This window comes from unidentified bacterial endosymbiont, from assembly GCF_918797525.1.
Classification (GTDB): domain Bacteria; phylum Pseudomonadota; class Gammaproteobacteria; order Enterobacterales; family Enterobacteriaceae; genus Enterobacter.
On the sequence record NZ_OU963893.1, the window covers coordinates 2714806 to 2733668 of the forward strand.

Annotated in this window: 18 protein-coding genes and 4 pseudogenes; 6 read left to right on the plus strand and 16 right to left on the minus strand. The window is 52.1% G+C overall.

Translation table 11 applies throughout. The annotated features are described in order from the left end of the window. Positions 1-30: 30 nt before the first annotated feature. From lapB to pgpB, 3 genes are all read right to left on the minus strand, one after another. Positions 31-1200: a lipopolysaccharide assembly protein LapB gene (lapB, locus tag NL510_RS12965; RefSeq protein ID WP_253377272.1), complete on the minus strand. Its 1170-nt coding sequence runs from the start codon at positions 1198-1200 to the stop codon at positions 31-33. 3 nt (positions 1201-1203) lie between these two features. Continuing rightward, positions 1204-1515, minus strand: coding sequence for a LapA family protein (locus NL510_RS12970; RefSeq protein ID WP_253377274.1), 312 nt, complete (start codon positions 1513-1515; stop codon positions 1204-1206). A gap of 148 nt (positions 1516-1663) precedes the next feature. Next, positions 1664-2431: a phosphatidylglycerophosphatase B gene (gene pgpB / locus NL510_RS12975; RefSeq protein WP_253377276.1), complete on the minus strand. Its 768-nt coding sequence runs from the start codon at positions 2429-2431 to the stop codon at positions 1664-1666. 197 nt (positions 2432-2628) lie between these two features. Here pgpB and ribA point away from each other — a divergent pair, with 197 nt between their 5' ends. Beyond that, the gene (gene ribA / locus NL510_RS12980; RefSeq protein ID WP_253377285.1) at positions 2629-3219 is read left to right on the plus strand and encodes a GTP cyclohydrolase II; all 591 of its coding nucleotides are present in this window, start codon (positions 2629-2631) and stop codon (positions 3217-3219) included. A 33-nt stretch (positions 3220-3252) separates the two neighbouring features. Here the strand turns inward: ribA and acnA are convergent. The 6 genes and pseudogenes from acnA to topA all read right to left on the minus strand — a co-directional run bounded on the left by acnA (position 3253) and on the right by topA (position 10736). Then, positions 3253-5929 (minus strand): annotated as a pseudogene (acnA, locus tag NL510_RS12985) (aconitate hydratase AcnA). A 163-nt stretch (positions 5930-6092) separates the two neighbouring features. Beyond that, positions 6093-6191, minus strand: coding sequence for a small membrane protein YmiC (gene ymiC, locus NL510_RS12990; protein WP_253384895.1), 99 nt, complete (start codon positions 6189-6191; stop codon positions 6093-6095). A gap of 137 nt (positions 6192-6328) precedes the next feature. Then, on the minus strand, positions 6329-6499 hold the full coding sequence (locus NL510_RS12995; RefSeq protein ID WP_253377287.1) for a YciX family protein: 171 nt from the start codon (positions 6497-6499) through the stop codon (positions 6329-6331). Positions 6500-6501: 2 nt separating this feature from the next. Then, positions 6502-6630, minus strand: a complete 129-nt coding sequence (locus NL510_RS13000; RefSeq protein ID WP_253377289.1) for a YmiA family putative membrane protein — start codon at positions 6628-6630, stop codon at positions 6502-6504. A 349-nt stretch (positions 6631-6979) separates the two neighbouring features. Next, entirely contained in the window at positions 6980-7954 is a 975-nt protein-coding gene (gene cysB / locus NL510_RS13005) for an HTH-type transcriptional regulator CysB (protein ID WP_253377296.1), read from the minus strand. A gap of 184 nt (positions 7955-8138) precedes the next feature. After that, positions 8139-10736 carry a type I DNA topoisomerase gene (gene topA, locus NL510_RS13010; RefSeq protein ID WP_253377298.1) on the minus strand — a complete coding sequence of 866 codons (2598 nt, stop codon included), beginning with the start codon at positions 10734-10736 and terminating at the stop codon, positions 8139-8141. Between the two features lie 398 nt (positions 10737-11134). On the opposite strand from topA, the gene NL510_RS13015 reads away from it, so the two are divergent. After that, positions 11135-11386 (plus strand): YciN family protein, encoded by a 252-nt coding sequence (locus NL510_RS13015; protein ID WP_253377300.1) that lies wholly within the window; start codon positions 11135-11137, stop codon positions 11384-11386. Between the two features lie 34 nt (positions 11387-11420). On the opposite strand, the gene sohB is transcribed toward NL510_RS13015, so the two are convergent. Beyond that, positions 11421-12467, minus strand: coding sequence for a protease SohB (gene sohB, locus NL510_RS13020; protein ID WP_253377302.1), 1047 nt, complete (start codon positions 12465-12467; stop codon positions 11421-11423). A gap of 253 nt (positions 12468-12720) precedes the next feature. Between sohB and NL510_RS13025 the strand changes: the two genes are divergently transcribed. Both NL510_RS13025 and cobO read left to right on the plus strand, forming a co-directional pair. Next, positions 12721-13482: a YciK family oxidoreductase gene (locus tag NL510_RS13025; protein WP_253377304.1), complete on the plus strand. Its 762-nt coding sequence runs from the start codon at positions 12721-12723 to the stop codon at positions 13480-13482. Then, positions 13479-14069, plus strand: a complete 591-nt coding sequence (cobO, locus tag NL510_RS13030; RefSeq protein WP_253377320.1) for a cob(I)yrinic acid a,c-diamide adenosyltransferase — start codon at positions 13479-13481, stop codon at positions 14067-14069. The genes NL510_RS13025 and cobO overlap by 4 nt, the downstream gene beginning before the upstream one ends. Before the next feature lie 36 nt (positions 14070-14105). On the opposite strand, the gene rluB is transcribed toward cobO, so the two are convergent. Further along, on the minus strand, positions 14106-14981 hold the full coding sequence (rluB, locus tag NL510_RS13035) for a 23S rRNA pseudouridine(2605) synthase RluB (protein WP_253377322.1): 876 nt from the start codon (positions 14979-14981) through the stop codon (positions 14106-14108). Positions 14982-15344: 363 nt separating this feature from the next. Here rluB and NL510_RS13040 point away from each other — a divergent pair, with 363 nt between their 5' ends. After that, on the plus strand, positions 15345-15566 hold the full coding sequence (locus NL510_RS13040) for a DUF4225 domain-containing protein (protein ID WP_253384897.1): 222 nt from the start codon (positions 15345-15347) through the stop codon (positions 15564-15566). Positions 15567-16033: 467 nt separating this feature from the next. On the opposite strand, the pseudogene NL510_RS13050 reads toward NL510_RS13040, so the two are convergent. Then, a pseudogene (locus tag NL510_RS13050) lies at positions 16034-16292 on the minus strand (transposase domain-containing protein); the annotation flags it as partial. 10 nt (positions 16293-16302) lie between these two features. Between NL510_RS13050 and NL510_RS13055 the strand changes: the two are divergent. Beyond that, positions 16303-16404 (plus strand): annotated as a pseudogene (locus NL510_RS13055) (tyrosine-type recombinase/integrase); the annotation flags it as partial. Positions 16405-16612: 208 nt separating this feature from the next. Here the strand turns inward: NL510_RS13055 and NL510_RS13060 are convergent. From NL510_RS13060 to NL510_RS13075, 4 genes and pseudogenes are all read right to left on the minus strand, one after another. After that, positions 16613-16798: pseudogene (locus tag NL510_RS13060) on the minus strand (DDE-type integrase/transposase/recombinase); the annotation flags it as partial. A 254-nt stretch (positions 16799-17052) separates the two neighbouring features. After that, complete coding sequence (locus NL510_RS13065; RefSeq protein ID WP_366518964.1) at positions 17053-17412, minus strand: hypothetical protein; 360 nt, start codon at positions 17410-17412, stop codon at positions 17053-17055. 103 nt (positions 17413-17515) lie between these two features. Beyond that, positions 17516-17959 carry a hypothetical protein gene (locus NL510_RS13070; RefSeq protein WP_253377326.1) on the minus strand — a complete coding sequence of 148 codons (444 nt, stop codon included), beginning with the start codon at positions 17957-17959 and terminating at the stop codon, positions 17516-17518. A gap of 24 nt (positions 17960-17983) precedes the next feature. After that, positions 17984-18790 carry a DUF1460 domain-containing protein gene (locus NL510_RS13075; RefSeq protein WP_253384899.1) on the minus strand — a complete coding sequence of 269 codons (807 nt, stop codon included), beginning with the start codon at positions 18788-18790 and terminating at the stop codon, positions 17984-17986. Positions 18791-18863 lie beyond the last annotated feature (73 nt).

Consider the following 18863-nt stretch of genomic DNA (forward strand, 5'->3'; position numbering starts at 1 on the left):
GTTGTAACTAAAATAAAGGCTTTTTTAAAACTACTGCCCGTCGAGGCCGCGTATCGGCTTAATCGTTGACCAGGCGCGGCACGAAGGACAGTGCCAGTAAAGGGTATACGCGGTAAAGCCGCACTTCTGGCAGCGGTAGCGCGGTTTGCTGCGCACCTGTTCGCCAACCATATCGCGCAGAACCATCAGGCTCTCTTTGGCGCGGCCCTCTTCGGCATCGTGAAGATGGTAGTCCATCAGCTTATGGAAGACCCTCATGGTAGGATGACGCTGCAGCTGGCGGGTTATATAAACCTGCGCGGTGTCGCTTCCCTCATGCTGCTCAACAACGTCAGACAGCATCAGTTCAGCCGTTGCACCGGTGTTCTCTTCGACACAGCGGCGCAGAAAAGTGATCCACACATCTTGTTTATCAAGCTGTTGATAGCAGGTTTGCAGCATTTCCAGCGTTTCACTGACCAGCTCTTTGTCCTGGTCAATCACCCGCAACAGGGTTTCAACGGCTTTTGCGAACTCACCGTTGGCCATAAAAACGCGCCCCATCATTATAGAGATGCGTGCGCTGTTACGGTCTGCCGCAGCCCCTTTCTTCAATAAGGCCATAGCCTTATCCATGTCGTCATTACCCATCTGTTGCAGGGCGAGCTCACAGTAGAAATGGGCGATTTCAACGCGCTGTTTATCTTTACCCAGCTTAACCAGGCGCTCGGCTGTATCTATGGCTTTCTGCCAGTCACTGGTCGCCTGATAAATTTGCAGTAGCTGCTGTAGCGCGCTAATACGGAAATCAGTTTCGTCCACCAGTTGCGAGAACATGTCTTCGGCACGGTCGTATAACCCCGCCGCCATGTAGTCACGGCCCAGTTGCTGTACGGCCAACAGGCGCTGATCGTAGGTTAACGAAGCGCTTTCCATGAGGGTCTGGTGGATACGGATAGCGCGATCAACCTCGCCACGAGAACGGAACAGGTTCCCGAGGGTGAGATGCGCCTCAACGGTGCCCGTGTCCTCTTTAAGCATATCGAGAAACAGGTCTACCGCTTTATCCTGTTGATTGCTCAGAAGAAAGTTCACCCCCGCAACATAGTCGCGGGAGAGTCGGTTTGCTTCATCCTGTTTTGTTTGTTGCGCACTTCTGCGGCCCATATACCAGCCATAAGCTGCGGCTACAGGCAAAAGCAGAAACAACAACTCCAGCATATTCTATTGTTCCCTGGATACCGGCAGAGTGCTGCTTTCCGGTAAAGTGGAGGCAGGCGCAATTTGCTGTTCGAGTCGTTTGATTTTGCGTTCAGCGCGCGCAAGTGAAACACGAACCTTCAGCCAAAACAGACCGCACACCAGCCAGCCGATAGCAAAGCCAGCCGCGAATAAAACCGCCAGCAAACTTGATACCCTGTACTCGCCCTGCGCCAGCAGATAATTAAATGTCACCTGTTGATCGTTTTGTGCGCCCAATGTGACTGAAATGACAAAAATCGCCAACACCAGTAAGAAAATGAGTAAATATTTCACATGACTTCCCGTTATGTGGTTCAAGCGAATAAAGTCTGTTCAACTCACCGCAATCAGCCTTATAAACTACCATTTTAGTGACGGGCGCGAAACGGAAAAAGTCGCGCACCATTCCTGGATTTATGGGCAAAAGCGGTAATATCAACCTTTAGGTTCCGGTTTGGTCCCTTTCGGCAATTTCTTGCTTCTCTTCCGGCGGCGGCGTCAGAGGGCCACAGAGCCGTTCGGCAAGCCAGGTGGCAAAGGTCACCAGGGCCCAAGAGATAAGCGTAGCGACGACCAGATCGCGCGGCCAGTGCATGCCCAGCAACAAACGGCTACCCATCACACCCGTTGCCCAGACCAGCAGCACCGCAAGGGTTATGGTTCGACGGCGCGGCCATAAAAGCCCAACGCCAAGTAATGCCCAACTGGCGGCAAACATGGTGTGTCCGGAAGGAAACGCAAACCCGGTCTCTTTTTGCCAGTGCTTACGTAAAAATACTGGAATATCCTGTTGTTCCGAAAGCTGCTCTTTGACCAGCATACCGCGGTCTCTACGTTTTAAATTATAGAACTCATCTACCGGAACATGATGCGTTTTTTCCAGCCAGACGACAAAAGGCCGTGGCTCCTGGACATGCTCTTTCACCCAGGATTTAACCCCTTGCCCCACCAGAATCGCGCCGCCAAGAATAGCGAAAAGCATGATGGCCGGACGCAGCCGAAAACGCAGACACCACAGGAACCAGGCGAAGAGGAGTACGTGGGTAATTATCCCCCAGGGCTGTGTAACCGTCTCGGTGACCCAGTACAATGATTTAAGCCACGTGGCGTTCTGGTCGGGGTGCCACATCCAGCCTGAGCTCCACACGACCAGAGGCATAATCAGTAAGATGGCCGCACCCGCTGCCGTTCGTCTGGCGATTGAAAGCATGTCTTCTCCTTTTTTGCTAAGCGCCACAATCATAACTGATTTTGGTCACCCAGGTGGATATGTCGGATTGTGCGTTTAACGTGGGTATAGCATGGCTGCAATTAGGCGAAGTTGCTGCGCTTGTGGCAAAATGACCGGATACAGAAAGCCAAACAGGCGTAAGACACGAAACGTGTCAGCCTACTCTGGAGAATCACATGCAGCTTAAACGTGTGGCAGAAGCCAAACTGCCAACCCCATGGGGCGATTTCCTGATGGTGGGTTTTGAAGAACTGGCAACCGGACAAGATCACCTCGCCCTGGTGTATGGCGATATTTCCGGACAGACACCGGTACTGTCCCGCGTACATTCTGAGTGTCTTACCGGTGATGCGCTGTTTAGCCTGCGCTGCGACTGCGGTTTCCAACTGGAAGCTGCGCTTTCCCATATTGCTGAAGAAGGCCGTGGTGTGCTGCTTTACCACCGTCAGGAAGGGCGTAATATCGGCCTGTTGAACAAAATTCGCGCCTACGCGCTGCAGGATCAGGGCTACGATACGGTTGAAGCAAACCATCAACTCGGCTTTGCAGCCGATGAGCGAGACTTCACCCTGTGTGCCGATATGTTCAAACTGCTGGGTGTAGATGAAGTTCGTCTGTTGACGAACAACCCGAAAAAAGTTGAGATCCTGAGCGAAGCGGGGATCAACATTGTCGAACGCGTTCCGCTGATTGTCGGACGTAACCCAAAAAACGCGCACTACCTCGATACCAAAGCCGCTAAAATGGGCCACCTGCTCAGCGAGTAAATGAAAATGCCCGGCACGGCTGCCGGGCTAATTTCAGTCCAGCATCTTACGGATCACGTAATGTAAAATGCCGTCGTTCTGGTAGTACGTCAGCTCCGTTGCCGTATCGATGCGACACCGGCACTCCAGCATCTGCGTTTTACCATCGGCCCGGGTGAGCTTAACGGGCACGTTTTTACCCGGCTCCAGACTTTGCAGACCGTGAATATCAATCTGCTCTTCACCGGTCAGGCCCAGCGTTTTACGGGTCGAACCGGCCGGAAATTCCAGCGGCAGGATCCCCATACCAATCAGGTTCGAGCGGTGGATTCGTTCAAACGACTCGGCAATCACCACACGGACTCCCAGCAGGCGCGGGCCTTTCGCTGCCCAGTCACGGCTTGAGCCAGAGCCATACTCTTTCCCGGCGATGACCGCCAGCGGCGTGCCTTGCTGCTGATATTTGACCGCGGCATCGTAAATCGACATAACATCCGTGCCGGGCAAATGACGCGTCATGCCCCCTTCCACCCCAGGCACCATTTCGTTGCGGATGCGGATATTGGCAAAGGTGCCCCGCATCATCACCTCGTGATTACCGCGACGTGAACCGTAGGAGTTAAAATCCCGGCGCTCTACGCCCCGTACCTGCAGATAGCGACCAGCCGGGCTATCGGCTTTGATACTTCCCGCCGGGGAGATATGGTCCGTGGTGACGGAATCGCCCAGCATCGCCAGAATACGCGCACCGTGAATATCCTGAAGCGGATCTGGCTGAGCCTGCATCGTGTCAAAGAAGGGGGAAAGCCGGATATAGGTAGAGTCGTCCTGCCAGTCATAGGTATCGGAGCCGACGACATTAATGGCTTTCCACTCCGGCGTGCCTTCAAACACCTCGGCATACTCTTTGCGGAACATCGCGGTAGTCACTTTCTCAACGGCGCGGGCAATCTCCTGAGATGTCGGCCAGATATCCTTAAGCCAGACGGGCGCATTATTGCGATCGTGACCAATAGGGTCGGTTACCAGGTTGATATTCATGTTCCCGGCCAGAGCATAGGCCACGACCAGCGGTGGCGAAGCCAGCCAGTTAGTTTTCACCAGCGGATGAATACGCCCCTCGAAGTTACGGTTGCCCGAAAGCACTGCGCCCACGGTCAAATCGCCCTGCTTAATCGCCACTTCAATTGGCTCAGGGAGCGGGCCGGAGTTGCCGATACAGGTTGTACAGCCATAACCAACGAGGTTAAAGCCCAGTTCATCGAGATACGGCGTGAGTTTCGCCTGCGCCAGATAATCCGATACGACCTTTGAACCAGGCGCCAGCGAGGCTTTGACCCACGGTTGCGGCTTGAGCCCACGCTCAACCGCTTTCTTCGCCAGCAGTCCGGCAGCCATTAATACGCCAGGATTGGAGGTGTTGGTGCAGGAGGTAATGGCAGCAATCACCACTGCGCCGTCCGGAAGCTGATAATGATGCCCGTTCATAACATAGTCGACCGGGCGATGATCTTTTTGCGCAACATTCACTTCCAGCTCATTGCTGGCGGCAAACGCCTGCGGCACGTTATTCAGTGCCACGCGATCCTGTGGACGTTTCGGCCCGGCAACGCTGGCCTCGACGGTGCCCATATTCAGTTCCAGCGAACTGGTAAACACCGGTTCGTCGCCAGGATTTCGCCACATGCCCTGCGCTTTGGTGTAAGCCTCAACCAACGACACCTGCTCTTCACTACGCCCGCTCAGCCGCATATAGTCCAGCGTGACGTTATCAATCGGGAAAAATCCGCAGGTTGCGCCATATTCAGGCGCCATGTTGGCGATGGTGGCACGGTCCGCCAGCGGTAACGAATCAAGCCCTTCACCATAAAATTCAACAAATTTGCCCACTACGCCATGTTTACGCAGCATCTGGGTTACCGTCAGCACCAGGTCCGTGGCGGTAATACCTTCGGCGAGTTTGCCGGTTAGCTTAAAACCCACGACATCAGGAATGAGCATAGAGACCGGTTGCCCCAGCATAGCAGCCTCGGCTTCGATCCCTCCCACGCCCCACCCCAGGACGCCCAGGCCGTTGATCATGGTGGTGTGGGAATCAGTACCGACCAGGGTGTCAGGATAAGCGACCCACTCCTTATCCTGTAATTCACTCCAGACGGCTTTACCCAGATACTCGAGGTTCACCTGATGACAGATGCCGGTGCCGGGTGGAACGACGCTGAAGCGGCTGAAGGCCTGCTGCCCCCACTTCAGAAAGACATAGCGCTCGTGGTTACGTTCCATTTCCAGACGCACGTTCTCGCCGAAAGCTTCATCGTCGCCGAAATGATCGACGGTCACGGAGTGGTCAATAACGAGGTCGACGGGGGGAGAGCGGATTCACCTTCGCCGTATCGCCTCCGAGGCGCTTAACCGCCTCGCGCATGGCGGCTAAATCGACAACGGCAGGGACGCCGGTGAAGTCCTGCATCAGCACGCGTGCCGGGCGGTAGGCAATTTCTCTGTCAGCATGCGCATCCTTTAACCAGCCTGCCAGAGCGTTAATGTCATCGGCGGTGACGGAGTCGCCATCCTGCCAGCGCAGGAGGTTCTCAAGCAATACTTTCAACGATTTGGGTAACCGTGAAATGTCTCCAAGCGTTTCGGCTGCCCGCGGTAAGCTGTAGTAGCGCCAGGTTTTATTTTCCGCCTGCAGCGTATCCTTACTGGCTTCGCGTAGGGTTAACGACATAAGCTCCTCCTTAATTCCAGGGATACCCTGACAATCGTCAGGGCCGTAATTAAAGATAACACAAAGATGTCGTAACGTTTTGATAACAACCCAAATTGATAAATTTAGGAATGATCTAACGCGGGGTATACAGCAAAAACCTCGCCGCAACGAGGTTTGGGTTTTAGTGGAAGGCCAGCCAGATAAGCTGGCACCAGAACAGAACCGACACCGAAAAGACGCCGATCCATGACCAGTATTTGAGCGTTGTCATGTTATTCATCATAGGGACACCAGGCTTTATTTATTAAGGGACCGAGGTTAGTCCTCAGTTCTATATTGCCAATGTGTATTTATTAAAGAGTACAAAAGCGCAGAGGCATTGTTCAGACTATTTGCATCGTTACGCAATAAACTAAATTATTGTTTTTTGGGTTCGTCTTCTGCGAACACATCAATAAAAGCTTGCTGCTGAGCCGTCAGTTTCCACGACGCAGGAACTGCCGTCGCTGGAGCTTTGCGCGCTTTGTGAGCAGTGTCATGATGTTGACACATTTTTTTAACCGATTCTGACCGTAACGTCACTGCCATAGTTAACCCCAATAGTTCCAGGCCAGGAGAGCAACAACCGCCCAGAACAAGGCGGAGACAAGAAAGACCGCCAACCAGGCTTTACGCTTAAGCGCAGGATCCCTTTGCGATTCTTCACTTCCTGTAGGCATTGCTAACCTCTTACAATCGATATCACTTATCATTTTCAGACCAAACAATTGGTAAAATTAATCATCTGTTGAGATAAATCCTAAAGAAACTTTAGCCGAAAAGCCAGTGAATTTACGCATCTTTCCCCGGGAAATATTCATTCTTTTGACCAGAAATAAATATTTGGAAAGAATTATTTGCGCACCCGCAATTTAGTTTCTACTTTTGTCGCAAATTTGCGACAGTAAAGCCGCAAACAGTAAAGGGGTAATGGCAATTGATGTCAGCGAAGTGCAGATGATGATAATTCTGATTTAGTTTTGAGAGAATATTTCGGTATCTTTCCGAAAAGAAAGATACCGGGAGGGATTATTTAGCCGGAAGCTTAATGTCTTTAAACATCTCTTCAATATCTTCATTCGAGCGCAGCGCAACGGCCGTATCGACGACGTCTCGCGTTAAATGCGGGGCGAAGCGCTGAATAAAATCATACATATAGCTACGCAGGAAAGTGCTGCGACGAAAACCAATCTTCGTGCTGCTGTGGCTGAAGACGTCATGCGCATCAAGACGAACCAGATCCGGGTCAGAAACGGGGTCAACCGCCATGCTGGCAATAACCCCTACTCCGAGTCCGAGCCGCACGTAGGTTTTGATCACGTCTGCATCGGTTGCGGTGAAGACAATACGCGGCGTTAACCCCGCCCGATTAAATGCCGTATCAAGCTCGGAGCGTCCGGTAAAGCCAAAGGTATACGTCACCAGCGGATATTGCGCCAGCTCTTCGATGGTGACCGAGCCTTTACCCGCCAGTGGGTGATCCGGCGTCACCACAATAGACCGGTTCCAGTGGTAGCACGGCAGCATCACCAGGTCGTCATAGAGATGAAGTGCTTCCGTGGCGATGGCAAAGTCCGCATTGCCTTTCGATACTGCTTCTGCGATTTGCGTCGGTGAGCCCTGGTGCATATGCAACGATACACGTGGATAGCGCTCAATAAAGCCTTTAATCACCCCCGGGAGCGCATAACGCGCCTGGGTGTGGGTGGTAGCGATATAGAGGGAGCCTTTATCCGGCCAGGTATGCTCACCTGCCACGGATTTAATGGCGTCGACTTTAGAAAGGACTTCCCGGGCAATGCGAATAATTTCCTGTCCTGCGGGCGTTACCTGAGTAAGGTGCTTACCGCTACGGGCGAATATCTGTACGCCTAATTCATCCTCCAGCATGCGAACCTGCTTGCTAATGCCGGGCTGCGAGGTATAAAGCCCTTCTGCGGTAGAGGAGACGTTAAGGTTGTGGTTGACCACCTCAACGATATAACGAAGCTGTTGTAATTTCATGCCAGACCATCCGATTTAGCGCACGCGGTCATCGCTTAAGACGATTTAATAATAAGAAAGGGGTTAACTATAACTACTATATCATTTACAGCCTGCCTGTATAGTACGGAACAAAAAATAATAACGACGCAATAAAAAGGGCCGGAATTCCGACCCTTTAAAAGTAAGTTGTGGTAAGTGAAGATTATTTCTTTCCTTCAACCCATTTACCGTCGACGAACAACGCTGACCAACCGGTCGCCTTACCGTCTTTCTCAGAGGCGACATACTGCTGCTTCGTTTTACGGCTGAAACGTACCACGGCTTTGTTACCTTCTGGATCCTGCTGCGGCGCATCGGCCAGGTAACGCAGTTTCTCCGGCAGACGATCGCGGAAACGATACAGCTCTTCCACCCGTGGGGCACGTGTTTCGCGCGATTTAGGAAACGTATTGGCAGCCAGGAATACCCCGGCAGCACCGTCACGCAGCACAAAGTAAGCGTCTGACTTCTCGCACTGAAGTTCTGGCAACGGAACCGGATCTTCTTTCGGCGGGGCCACTTCGCCATTACGCAGAATTTTACGCGTGTTCTTACATTCGTCGTTGGTGCAGGCCATGTACTTTCCGAAGCGCCCCATTTTAAGGTGCATTTCAGAACCACACTTCTCGCACTCTACAATCGGGCCATCATAGCCTTTAATGCGGAACTCACCCTCTTCGATTTCATAGCCATCGCAGGTCGGGTTATTACCACAGACATGCAATTTCCGCTTTGGATCGATAAGGTAGCTGTCCATCGCCGTGCCGCACTTCTGGCAGCGACGTTTGGCGCGTAGCGCGTTAGTTTCGGCATCGTCACCTTCCAGCACGTTGAGAACTTCGTTCTCAGGTACCAGATTGATGGTGGTCTTGCAGCGCTCTTTCGGCGTAAGGGCATAACCAGAACAGCCAAGGAAAACGCCGGTGGTGGCGGTACGGATGCCCATTTTACGGCCGCAGGTTGGGCAGTCGATGCTGGTCAAAACCATCTGGTTCGGCAGCATGCCGCCCTCTTCAGGCTCTTTCCCGGCCTTATCCAGCTGGTTGGTAAAATCGCTGAAGAAGTTATCAAGTACTTTTTTCCACTCCGCCTGATGGCTGGCAACCTGGTCAAGGCTGTTTTCCATCTGCGCAGTGAAATCGTAGTTCATCAACTCACGGAAGTTGGCTTCCAGACGGTCGGTGACAATCTCACCCATTTTTTCGGCGTAAAAACGACGGTTTTCAACCCGGACGTAACCACGATCCTGAATGGTCGAAATGATCGACGCATAGGTAGACGGGCGGCCGATACCGCGTTTTTCCAGCTCTTTGACCAGTGACGCTTCACTGAAGCGCGCAGGGGGTTTGGTGAAGTGCTGAGCGGGGATCAGATCGACCAGCGACAGCTCATCGCCTTTATTGACAGCGGGCAGGGTTCTGTCTTCATCACCCTTGCGAAGAGCAGGCATGACTTTAGTCCAGCCGTCGAAGCGCAGAATACGACCACGCGCCTTAAGACGGTATTCCCCTGCCCCGACGGTCAACGTCGTCGAATCGTATTTCGCAGGGGTCATCTGACAGGCGACAAACTGACGCCAGATCAGCTGATACAACTTCTGAGCGTCCGCTTCCATATCTTTCAGGGACTCAGCCAGTACCGAGACGTCAGAAGGACGAATAGCTTCGTGCGCTTCCTGAGAGTTCTCTTTGCTGGCGTACTGATTTGCACCTTCCGGCAGGTATTTCTTACCGAAATTATCGCTAATATAGTCCCGCACCATGCTCACCGCGTCCTGGCTCAGGTTGGTAGAGTCAGTACGCATGTAGGTGATGTAGCCCGCTTCATACAAGCGCTGCGCCATCATCATGGTTTTTTTAACGCCATACCCCAGACGGGTGCTTGCCGCCTGTTGCAGGGTCGAGGTAATGAACGGCGCGCCGGGCTTGCTGCTGGTCGGCTTATCTTCGCGTTCCAGCACCTGATAGCGCGCTTTTTCCAGCAAGGCCACGGCGGCCATAGTCTGGTCACGATTTTCAGGGCGGAAAGGTTTGTCGTTATGGTGACTGACCTGCAGCGGTAAAGCTTCGCCCCCCGGCGTGGTGACATTGGCATCGACTTCCCAGAACTCTTCCGGAACGAAGGCTTTAATGTCACGCTCACGCTCTACGACGAGACGCACAGCAACGGACTGTACACGGCCTGCAGACAGGCCACGAGCCACCTTTTTCCACAGCAGCGGCGAAACCATGTAGCCAACAACACGGTCCATAAAGCGGCGTGCCTGCTGCGCGTTCACACGGTCAATGTTCAGTTCGCCCGGCTTCTCAAACGCCTGACGAATCGCATTCCTGGTAATTTCGTTAAACACCACACGGCTATAGCGTGTCTCATCCCCGCCGATCACTTCCCGCAGGTGCCATGCAATGGCCTCCCCTTCGCGGTCAAGGTCGGTTGCGAGATAGATGTGGTCTGCTTTCTCAGCAAGCTGCTTCAGCTCGTTAACGACTTTCTCTTTCCCGGGCAGCACTTCATACTGTGCATCCCAGTTATGCCATGGGTTAACACCCATACGGTTGACAAGCGCGCTACGTTCATCCTTTTTAGGCTTTTTGGCCCCTTTGGTGGAGGTAGAGTCTGCGCTCTTTTTGCTGGCTGAGCCACTGGTCGGCAAATCTCGGATGTGACCAACGCTGGATTTAACCACGAAGTCATTACCCAGGTACTTATTGATCGTTTTGGCTTTTGCCGGGGACTCAACGATGACGAGAGCTTTACCCATATTCACCTTTACCTAATTTAATTCTTCCAGGAATACGCCGCACGTTGATTTCCCTTCCGCTGACGACGAGCCATTGATATGGCGATCGCGTCAGGGGATATCAACCCCATTGTTTTACCGGACGTCAGACAGAGTACATCCAGGTCATTGAGTTATCGGGCATTTTTTCACACCCAATCTAATTCGTGACGAATCCCCGGTCGAATGTCAAGCAATTCTGTTGCCAGAATGACGAAAGCGCACACTGTACCTGATAAAATTCGTTACGCAACTTTATTAGCATGCAAAAGCAAATCCCGCCAGCCAGCGGACGATGCCTTATCCCCTCAGGATACAGGGAAAATTTGCCCCGAAAGCGCGCCCGGCGTAGACTATTGCCACTGTTTAAGGAGTGGATTATGCAGACGACGACCCAACCTATTGACCGAGCTTCTCTGCTCATCGAAGCAAACGCACTGATTCGCAACCATGAAGACACCCTTGCGGGTATTGAAGCCACCGGTGTTGAGCAACGTAACGGCGTGCTGGTTTTCAGCGGCGAGTATTATCTGGATGAGCAGGGTTTGCCTACGCCGAAAAGCACCGCCGTGTTTAATATGTTTAAATACCTGGCGCATACGCTTTCTGAGAAATATCACCTGGTCGATTAAGCTAAAACGCGAGGCAAATGCCTCGCGTTTTGGTTTACAGCAGCGGCTTCTGGCCGCGTTGCAGCCAGCGTAACAGCAGCCGGTCCACGCTCTCTGCGGCACTGTTGGTAAAGCGGTCAAGCAGTCGCTTACGCTGTGCAAAACGTACACCGACCAGTTCGCGACCTTCCATCAGGTTCAACAGCAGGTCATCGCTGGTACCCACTTCGTCCACCAGCCCCTTCTCTTGCGCCTGAATACCGTACCAGTGCTCACCTGTAGCCACCCGGTCGATATCAAGCGTGGGTCGCATGCGATGCACAAAATCTTTGAAGAGATGTTGCGTTTCGTTTAACTCTTCGCGGAACTTCTGACGTCCCTCTTCCGTGTTCTCGCCCAGAAGCGTCAAAGTACGTTTATATTGCCCAGCGGTGTGGAGCTCAATATCGATCTCTTTGTTTTTCAGGAAACGGTTGAAGTTCGGAATTTGCGCGACCACGCCAATCGAGCCGATGATGGAGAACGGTGCCGCAACGATTTTGTCTGCCACGCAGGCCATCATATAACCGCCGCTCGCCGCGACTTTATCTACCGCAACAGTCAGGGGGATCTGTTTCTCGCGCAGACGCTGCAACTGTGAAGCCGCCAGCCCGTAGCCGTGAACGACTCCGCCAGGGCTTTCAAGCCGCATCACCACCTGATCCTGCGGTTTTGCCACAGCAAGCACGGCCGTCACCTCTTCTCGTAGCGAGGTGACTTCATGCGCATCCATGCTGCCTTTAAAATCGAGCACATAAACGCGAGGTTTTGTTTCATCCTGCGGCGCATTCAGTCTGGCTTTTGCCTTTGCGGCTTTAGCCTCCTGCTTGTGCTTTTTCTTCTGTGCTTTCATCCACAGTTTTTGCTGATGGTTATCAAGCAGCGAAAGAGACATCTCTTCCTGCATCTCTTTATACTGCTCACTCAGGCGGGTAATGCGTAACACGCCACGCTGACGCTTGCGCTGCGTCAGGTTAACAATCAGAACGGCAACCACCGCGATAGCAATGACAACCGTCGCGATTTTGGCCAAAAATAACCCATATTGAGAAAGTAACTCCACGCGTTCCACCTTGATTTAACCACGTCTCTTTGATGCCAGTGTACAACAGCCCTGCTCAGACGTCTCGCGCATGACACGCCCTCTGCGAGCCGCCTTCAGAAATGCCGCCGATTTGGGTTTAAATATTTGCAAAATGTTAATTACGCCGCTTTGCGTCCTGTAGACTGATTGAATTCTCATGTTTTTTCGGGCATAAACCGGAAAAGTCATAAAAGAAGGCGCAATCGCGCCCTTGTGCGCCAGAGGAGCCACCGTGCATTATCAACCACAAAAAAATCTGCTGCAGAATCGCATCATTCTTGTTACCGGCGCCAGCGCCGGGATTGGTCGCGAGGCGGCCCTGACTTACGCAAAGTATGGCGCGAACGTCATTCTGCTTGGTCGTAACGAAGAACAATTAAACGATGTTGCCCTGGAGATCCTCGCTGCAGGCGGTATCGCTACCCGCTGGTATATGCTCGATTTGCTTACCTGCACCCCGGCTACCTGTCAGGAACTGGCTCAACGCATTAGCACCCACTACCCACGTCTGGATGGTGTATTGCACAATGCCGGGCTGCTGGGGGACGTTTGTCCGATGGATCAACAAGACCCTGAAATCTGGCAGCAGGTCATGCAGGTCAACATTAATGGGACTTTTTTCCTGACCCAGGCATTGCTTCCTTTATTGCTGAACGCCGAATCGGGTTCATTGATTTTCACCTCCTCCAGCGTGGGCCGCGAAGGACGCGCAAACTGGGGGGCTTATGCCGTCTCGAAATTTGCCACCGAAGGAATGATGCAGGTACTGGCGGACGAATATCAACACCGTCACCTGCGCGTAAACTGCATTAACCCGGGCGGAACGCGCACTAAAATGCGCGCCAGCGCCTTTCCGACAGAAGACCCGGATAAGCTAAAAACACCGGCAGACATCATGCCGCTCTATCTTTGGCTGATGGGCGACGACAGTCGTCGTAAGACAGGGATGACCTTTGATGCCCAGCCGGGGCGCAAGCCGGGGATTTCTCAATGAGTGAAGAACGTCACCAACAACGCCAGCAGCGTCTGAAAGAACAGGTTGCCGCCCGCGTAGCGGCAGCTCAGGACGAACGCGGGATCCTCATCGTGTTTACCGGCAACGGCAAAGGCAAAACCACTGCCGCATTTGGTACTGCCACCCGTGCCGTGGGCCACGGGCAGAAAGTGGGAGTTATTCAGTTTATCAAAGGTGAATGGCCGAACGGCGAACGTAATTTACTGGAGCCGCATGGCGTTGAGTTTCAGGTGATGGCTACCGGGTTTACGTGGGACACTCAGAACCGGGAAACGGATACCGCGGCGTGCATGGCCGTCTGGGAACATGCCCGGCGCATGCTGACTGACCCAACGCTGTCGATGGTGCTGCTGGATGAGATAACCTATATGGTGGCCTATGACTATCTGCCACTTGCAGCGGTACTGGAGGCGTTAAAAAACCGTCCTTCGCATCAGACGGTGATTGTCACCGGGCGCAGCTGCCATCGGGATATTCTGGCGTTTGCAGATACCGTCAGCGAACTGCGTCCGGTTAAACATGCCTTTGATGCCGGGATAAAAGCGCAAATCGGCATTGATTACTGACATAAAAGCCCGGATTTAGGTACCGGGCTATTATTTTTAACCGTTGTTATTACGGTTGCCCGAGCGGCGATTGCCGCTCACTTGGCTGTGACGCTTCACGGCACGGCGGATCTGGTTGGCCTTCATGCGACGTCTGTCTTTCTCAACCGCAACTTTGGAGGAGGTTTCTGGTTTCAGTTCAACCAGCTCGCGAAGATAGTTGGTCTGTGTCAGATCCAGCTCGGTATAACCGCCGCGCGGCAAACCTTTTGGCAGCAGGATATCACCATAACGCACACGGATCAGGCGGCTTACCTGTACGCCAACCGCTTCCCACAGACGGCGTACTTCACGGTTGCGGCCTTCGGTCAACGTAACGTTATACCACTGGTTGATCCCTTCGCCACCGGTAAATTTGATGGTTTTGAACGCCGCAGGGCCGTCTTCCAGCTGAACGCCACGCGACAAATCACGCAGCTTTTTCTCATCAACTTCGCCAAACACGCGCACGGCATATTCACGCTCGACTTCACGGCTTGGGTGCATCAGGCGGTTTGCCAGTTCACCGTCGGTGGTAAACAGCAGCAGACCGCAGGTATTCACATCCAGACGGCCTACGGCAATCCAGCGTGCGCCACGCAGCTTAGGCAGGCGGTCAAACACTGTCGGACGCCCTTCAGGGTCGTTGCGGGTGCAGAGCTCGCCTTCAGGCTTGTAATACGCCAGTACGCGGCAGATCTGCTCTGCAGATTCCTTAACCGAAATAAGGTGTCCGTCGATACGGATCTTCAATCCCGGAACAATTTCAACGCGATCGCCCAACGTGGAGACTTTGCCGTCCACACTCACGCGACCCGCTTCAATAATGGCTTCGATTTCACGACGTGAACCGTGGCCAGCTCGCGCCAGCACTTTTTGTAACTTCTCGCTCATTGAGCTTCCTCAGGTGTCGCCTTCACAGGCGTCTGGTATACTTTCTAAAACAACGAGTTAGCTAAGATTAAAACCTAACTCACTGATCTGTAATAATTTCATGGTACACAGCATGGCAAACAACGTGTCACACACAATGATTCGTGGGGGCACATACTACACTAACTTTAGACTAAATGATTCAACAAGTTTTGTGCCCTTAAGTCTCTGAACCGCTCCGGTTTTCCTGGAGAGTTTTTGCCTGAGTGATCAGGCTGCCACCTCCCGCTCATTCAATGAAGCGTAAGACGCTTTTTCTGTCTTCGCTGGCGGATATATCTGTAAGGTCTTGTTGCTGATACTGCTATGCGAACAGCTCAGTTTATGGGTTTTAAGGCTGAGGTCGGATTAGCTTTTTATAACACAGTAACATTAAGCGCAAGCGTCTACAGTATCCTTGGCCTCACACAAAAAACAGGAGCGTGGAGGCTTTATAAATGGCTTCCGCAGGACTATTATCGTAAGGGCATTACAGTGGGGACGCCTAAGCTAACAATAAAGATCGCTGGTTATGGTATCAAAGCAAAAGTAATTTCGATCTTCTGACAACAGATAGTGGAACCAGTTAATCTTTGTTAGATTTTCGGTAACGCCAGGATTCATATGAAAGGATTGGTGGCTGTGCAAAATACATGATAGTAACCCCAACTATAATCGCCAGCCCCCAAGCCAATGCTTTGACAGATGTACTGAAAAGACAAGTAACAGTAAGACAAAAATAAATACACCTGTAACCCAGAGTAGTGTTCTGAATCGGCGTGCAAGATTATTAATAGCTTCTTCAAGGGTTCCTCCATGGCTTTCAACATTATTCTTTATTTTCTACAAATCCGATGGCGTAAATCCTGACCGTAACAGAGCATCTTCTGTAACATCCATATTGTCCTCTCTGCATTTCTCAACTGGTGATGGTATAGACAATCATACTGATGAACTTTACAGCACTCCAGCCGTATGCGTACAGCGAGAGCCGTATTGACGGGGATGTATTATTCAGTTGGCAGTGTGACCCGCTACGGCAGCAGCTCACTCACCCGGGTCTCCGGCCTAGTCGGTTATGACGTCAAGCACATAGCTGAGGTAGCTTTCTGGATCCACATCGTTCAGTTTGCACGTTTCGATCAGGCTGTACAGCAGCGCTCCCCGCTCGCCACGGTGGTCAGAGCCGAAGAACAGGAAGGTTTTACGACCCAGGCTAACCATCCGCAGAGCATACTCCGCGATGCTGTTATCCACTTCAGCCCAGCCGTCGTCTGCACAGTACGTCAGTGCCTAACCCTTGGCTACGGAATTACGATGCATGGGCACTTCCACCGGTGCCACTCCTGCTTATCTTCTGGCTTCCGAAGTGAGCGCCCTTCTCTACTATATGCAGGATTTGAGGGCCAATGAAACGAAAATATACGTTAAGGAGATAACGCCTTGTTTAAATTGAAATTTAACACTCTCATTTCTTCCTTCAGCATATCATCCGGTAGCGTGAACGTATAATGCCCCAACATATTGATATGCCCGTGCATCAGTTGGAATAACCGGGCGATATCTTCTTCCCCGTATCCGCCGGAACGATTTCTATCCCGGCATCGGTTAGTTCGTCTTTTGATATTTCGGTGGTCCTGCTCAAACAGATTGTTCAGATATTTACTCTGCCTGATGGCAATGTTTACCTCATCTGCTTTACCGACGTTGAGCGTGGTCAGCACCGCGGTACTGGCACCACTTTGATCTATGGTCACCACCTTCGGTTCGCCGTGGTGGCGAATGGTTTTTCGAAAGAAAAAACCTGGCGGCTGCGGTATCCCGCTCCACCGATTGATGAAACGTATGTGAAGTTCAATGGTCGCCGGTCAAGATGCGTCTGGATAAGCAGAGTCTTTGAAATGTGAGGCCTTTCAATAATACAACGGTTACCTCATCGCGAACTTTACAACAGAGCCATGTATCCTCCGGCAAAGCTGGAGGATACATTACTAATGTGAGACCTCGGTGGATGTTTGCGAGCAGAGTCCCTTATGTTGGCAACCCACTACAGCTACCATTGCGGCCAATAGTGGGTTCTTTCATGCCAGCCTTTGGCATACATGCAGGCATCAATGGTTGCGTTTCGGGCGGATTTGTTGCGATCTGTCTGCACCGTTTTAAATGACGGTTTCTTGTCATAATGGTAGCCCGATGTGCAATCCCTCTCATTCTTCTCACAAGGCATGTATTTATTTTCATAGCTGAATTCCACGTCTCTCACCACATCGGGCGGAAAACGATCATAACCGTGGCTGCGGCATTCGGCATATTCTGCTTCCCGGGTACTGTCGACCGCTCCTGGTCTTTCCCACTGGGTACAGGCTGTTACCATCAATAACGGCAATATAATCAAACTACGGCAATTTTTCATAGGTATTCCAAACTCTTGATCTTTTCCAGGCACCATTGACTGGAATCATTCCTGGCCAATGAGACCCAATGTGATTGAATGCGAAATGTCACGATATTTACTGTTATCCGAAAACCGGGTCATCGGTCGGGAGCCCCCTGAAGTTCCCGCCCCAGGCAACACTTTGCTTCCCCAGATACTTTCTGATGCTGGTGTCACTGGCAGCTTCAGCCTCTTTACTCAGGACTGATGAGATGTAAGAAAGGGTCCAGGGAGACTTTTCGCCGGCACCCATACCAAAATAACGGGATTTCAGGTCAGAAAAGTGGCGCTGTTGTGCAGCGGTATCCATAACGGAAACATGCCTTTCCGGGCCGGGAGGGAGCCATTTATCGACGGAGTGCGGGGAGTTTCCCTGCGGGAACAGCGATTTAGACGGGTCAATATAGTCTGCTGGCATATGGGCGGTAATCTCCATGTCATTTAACCCCGGCCTGTGCGGGGATAACTGCAGGGGAATAATCAGGCAAAAAAGCTTTATGCCTTCCGGTATCTGGATTCTTTTCATACAGCGGCTCCGGTAATGAGATGGTCACCCGGCCCGCAGCACGACGATGCCCGGTTTCGCGCGCATGTATTCCAGAAACGGCGAATCCACCACTTTTCTATTGGCGGTCAGCGAGGAGGCATTCCTGAACCATACCCGCCCCTCGTGGTGGACCACGATACCGACATGCGAAACGTCCAGACCGTCAAGCGGAGAGTAGACGCCGACATAATCCCCGGTTTTCAGATGGTCCAGCACCTGCGGACTGATGGCTTTTCCGGGAATGTAATTAATTTTCCGGGAATGAATGCCCAGACCTGGAATGTACTCCCCCCCGTCCGGTTTACGGTTAAGCTGTTTGTACACAGTGGCATAGTCAGGGCTTATATCTGGCGTGACGTCCCGGGCATTGCGTGGTGTGATGGAGAACCAGTCGGAGAAGAAGTGCCGGCGGCTGAGGTAGTCAACGTTTCCCCCGATGTAACGAACCTCTGTAAGATTATGCAGGAACGATTTCTGGTCATGGCTGCGGGTCAGGGCTTCTACGTAATCTGCCAGGGTAAAGCAGTCCACACCGTTGAAATTCACGACAAGCGCTTCGGGGGTTCCGGGCCCGCCGATGAGCGTATCAGCCTGATAAGGTGTACCGAGAAAAGCAGATGACACGCGGCTGATAACTTCCCCGTGATTTTCACCTGAAGCGTGGATGACATTCGAGCGGATGATCCGGTTTATTTTTTCTGCCGTGACGCTGTCCATGATGGTCTGAAATTTTTCTGTCCCGGGTGCGGCACAGGCCGTCAGATAGGCCGATATCAGTAAAAATGTCCATGCTTTTACTTTCACAATAATCTCCCTTAAAAGTAAAAATCCTACCTTGATCTTCCAGGAAGATGACAGTAATTGATACAAAAAAGCTCCATCG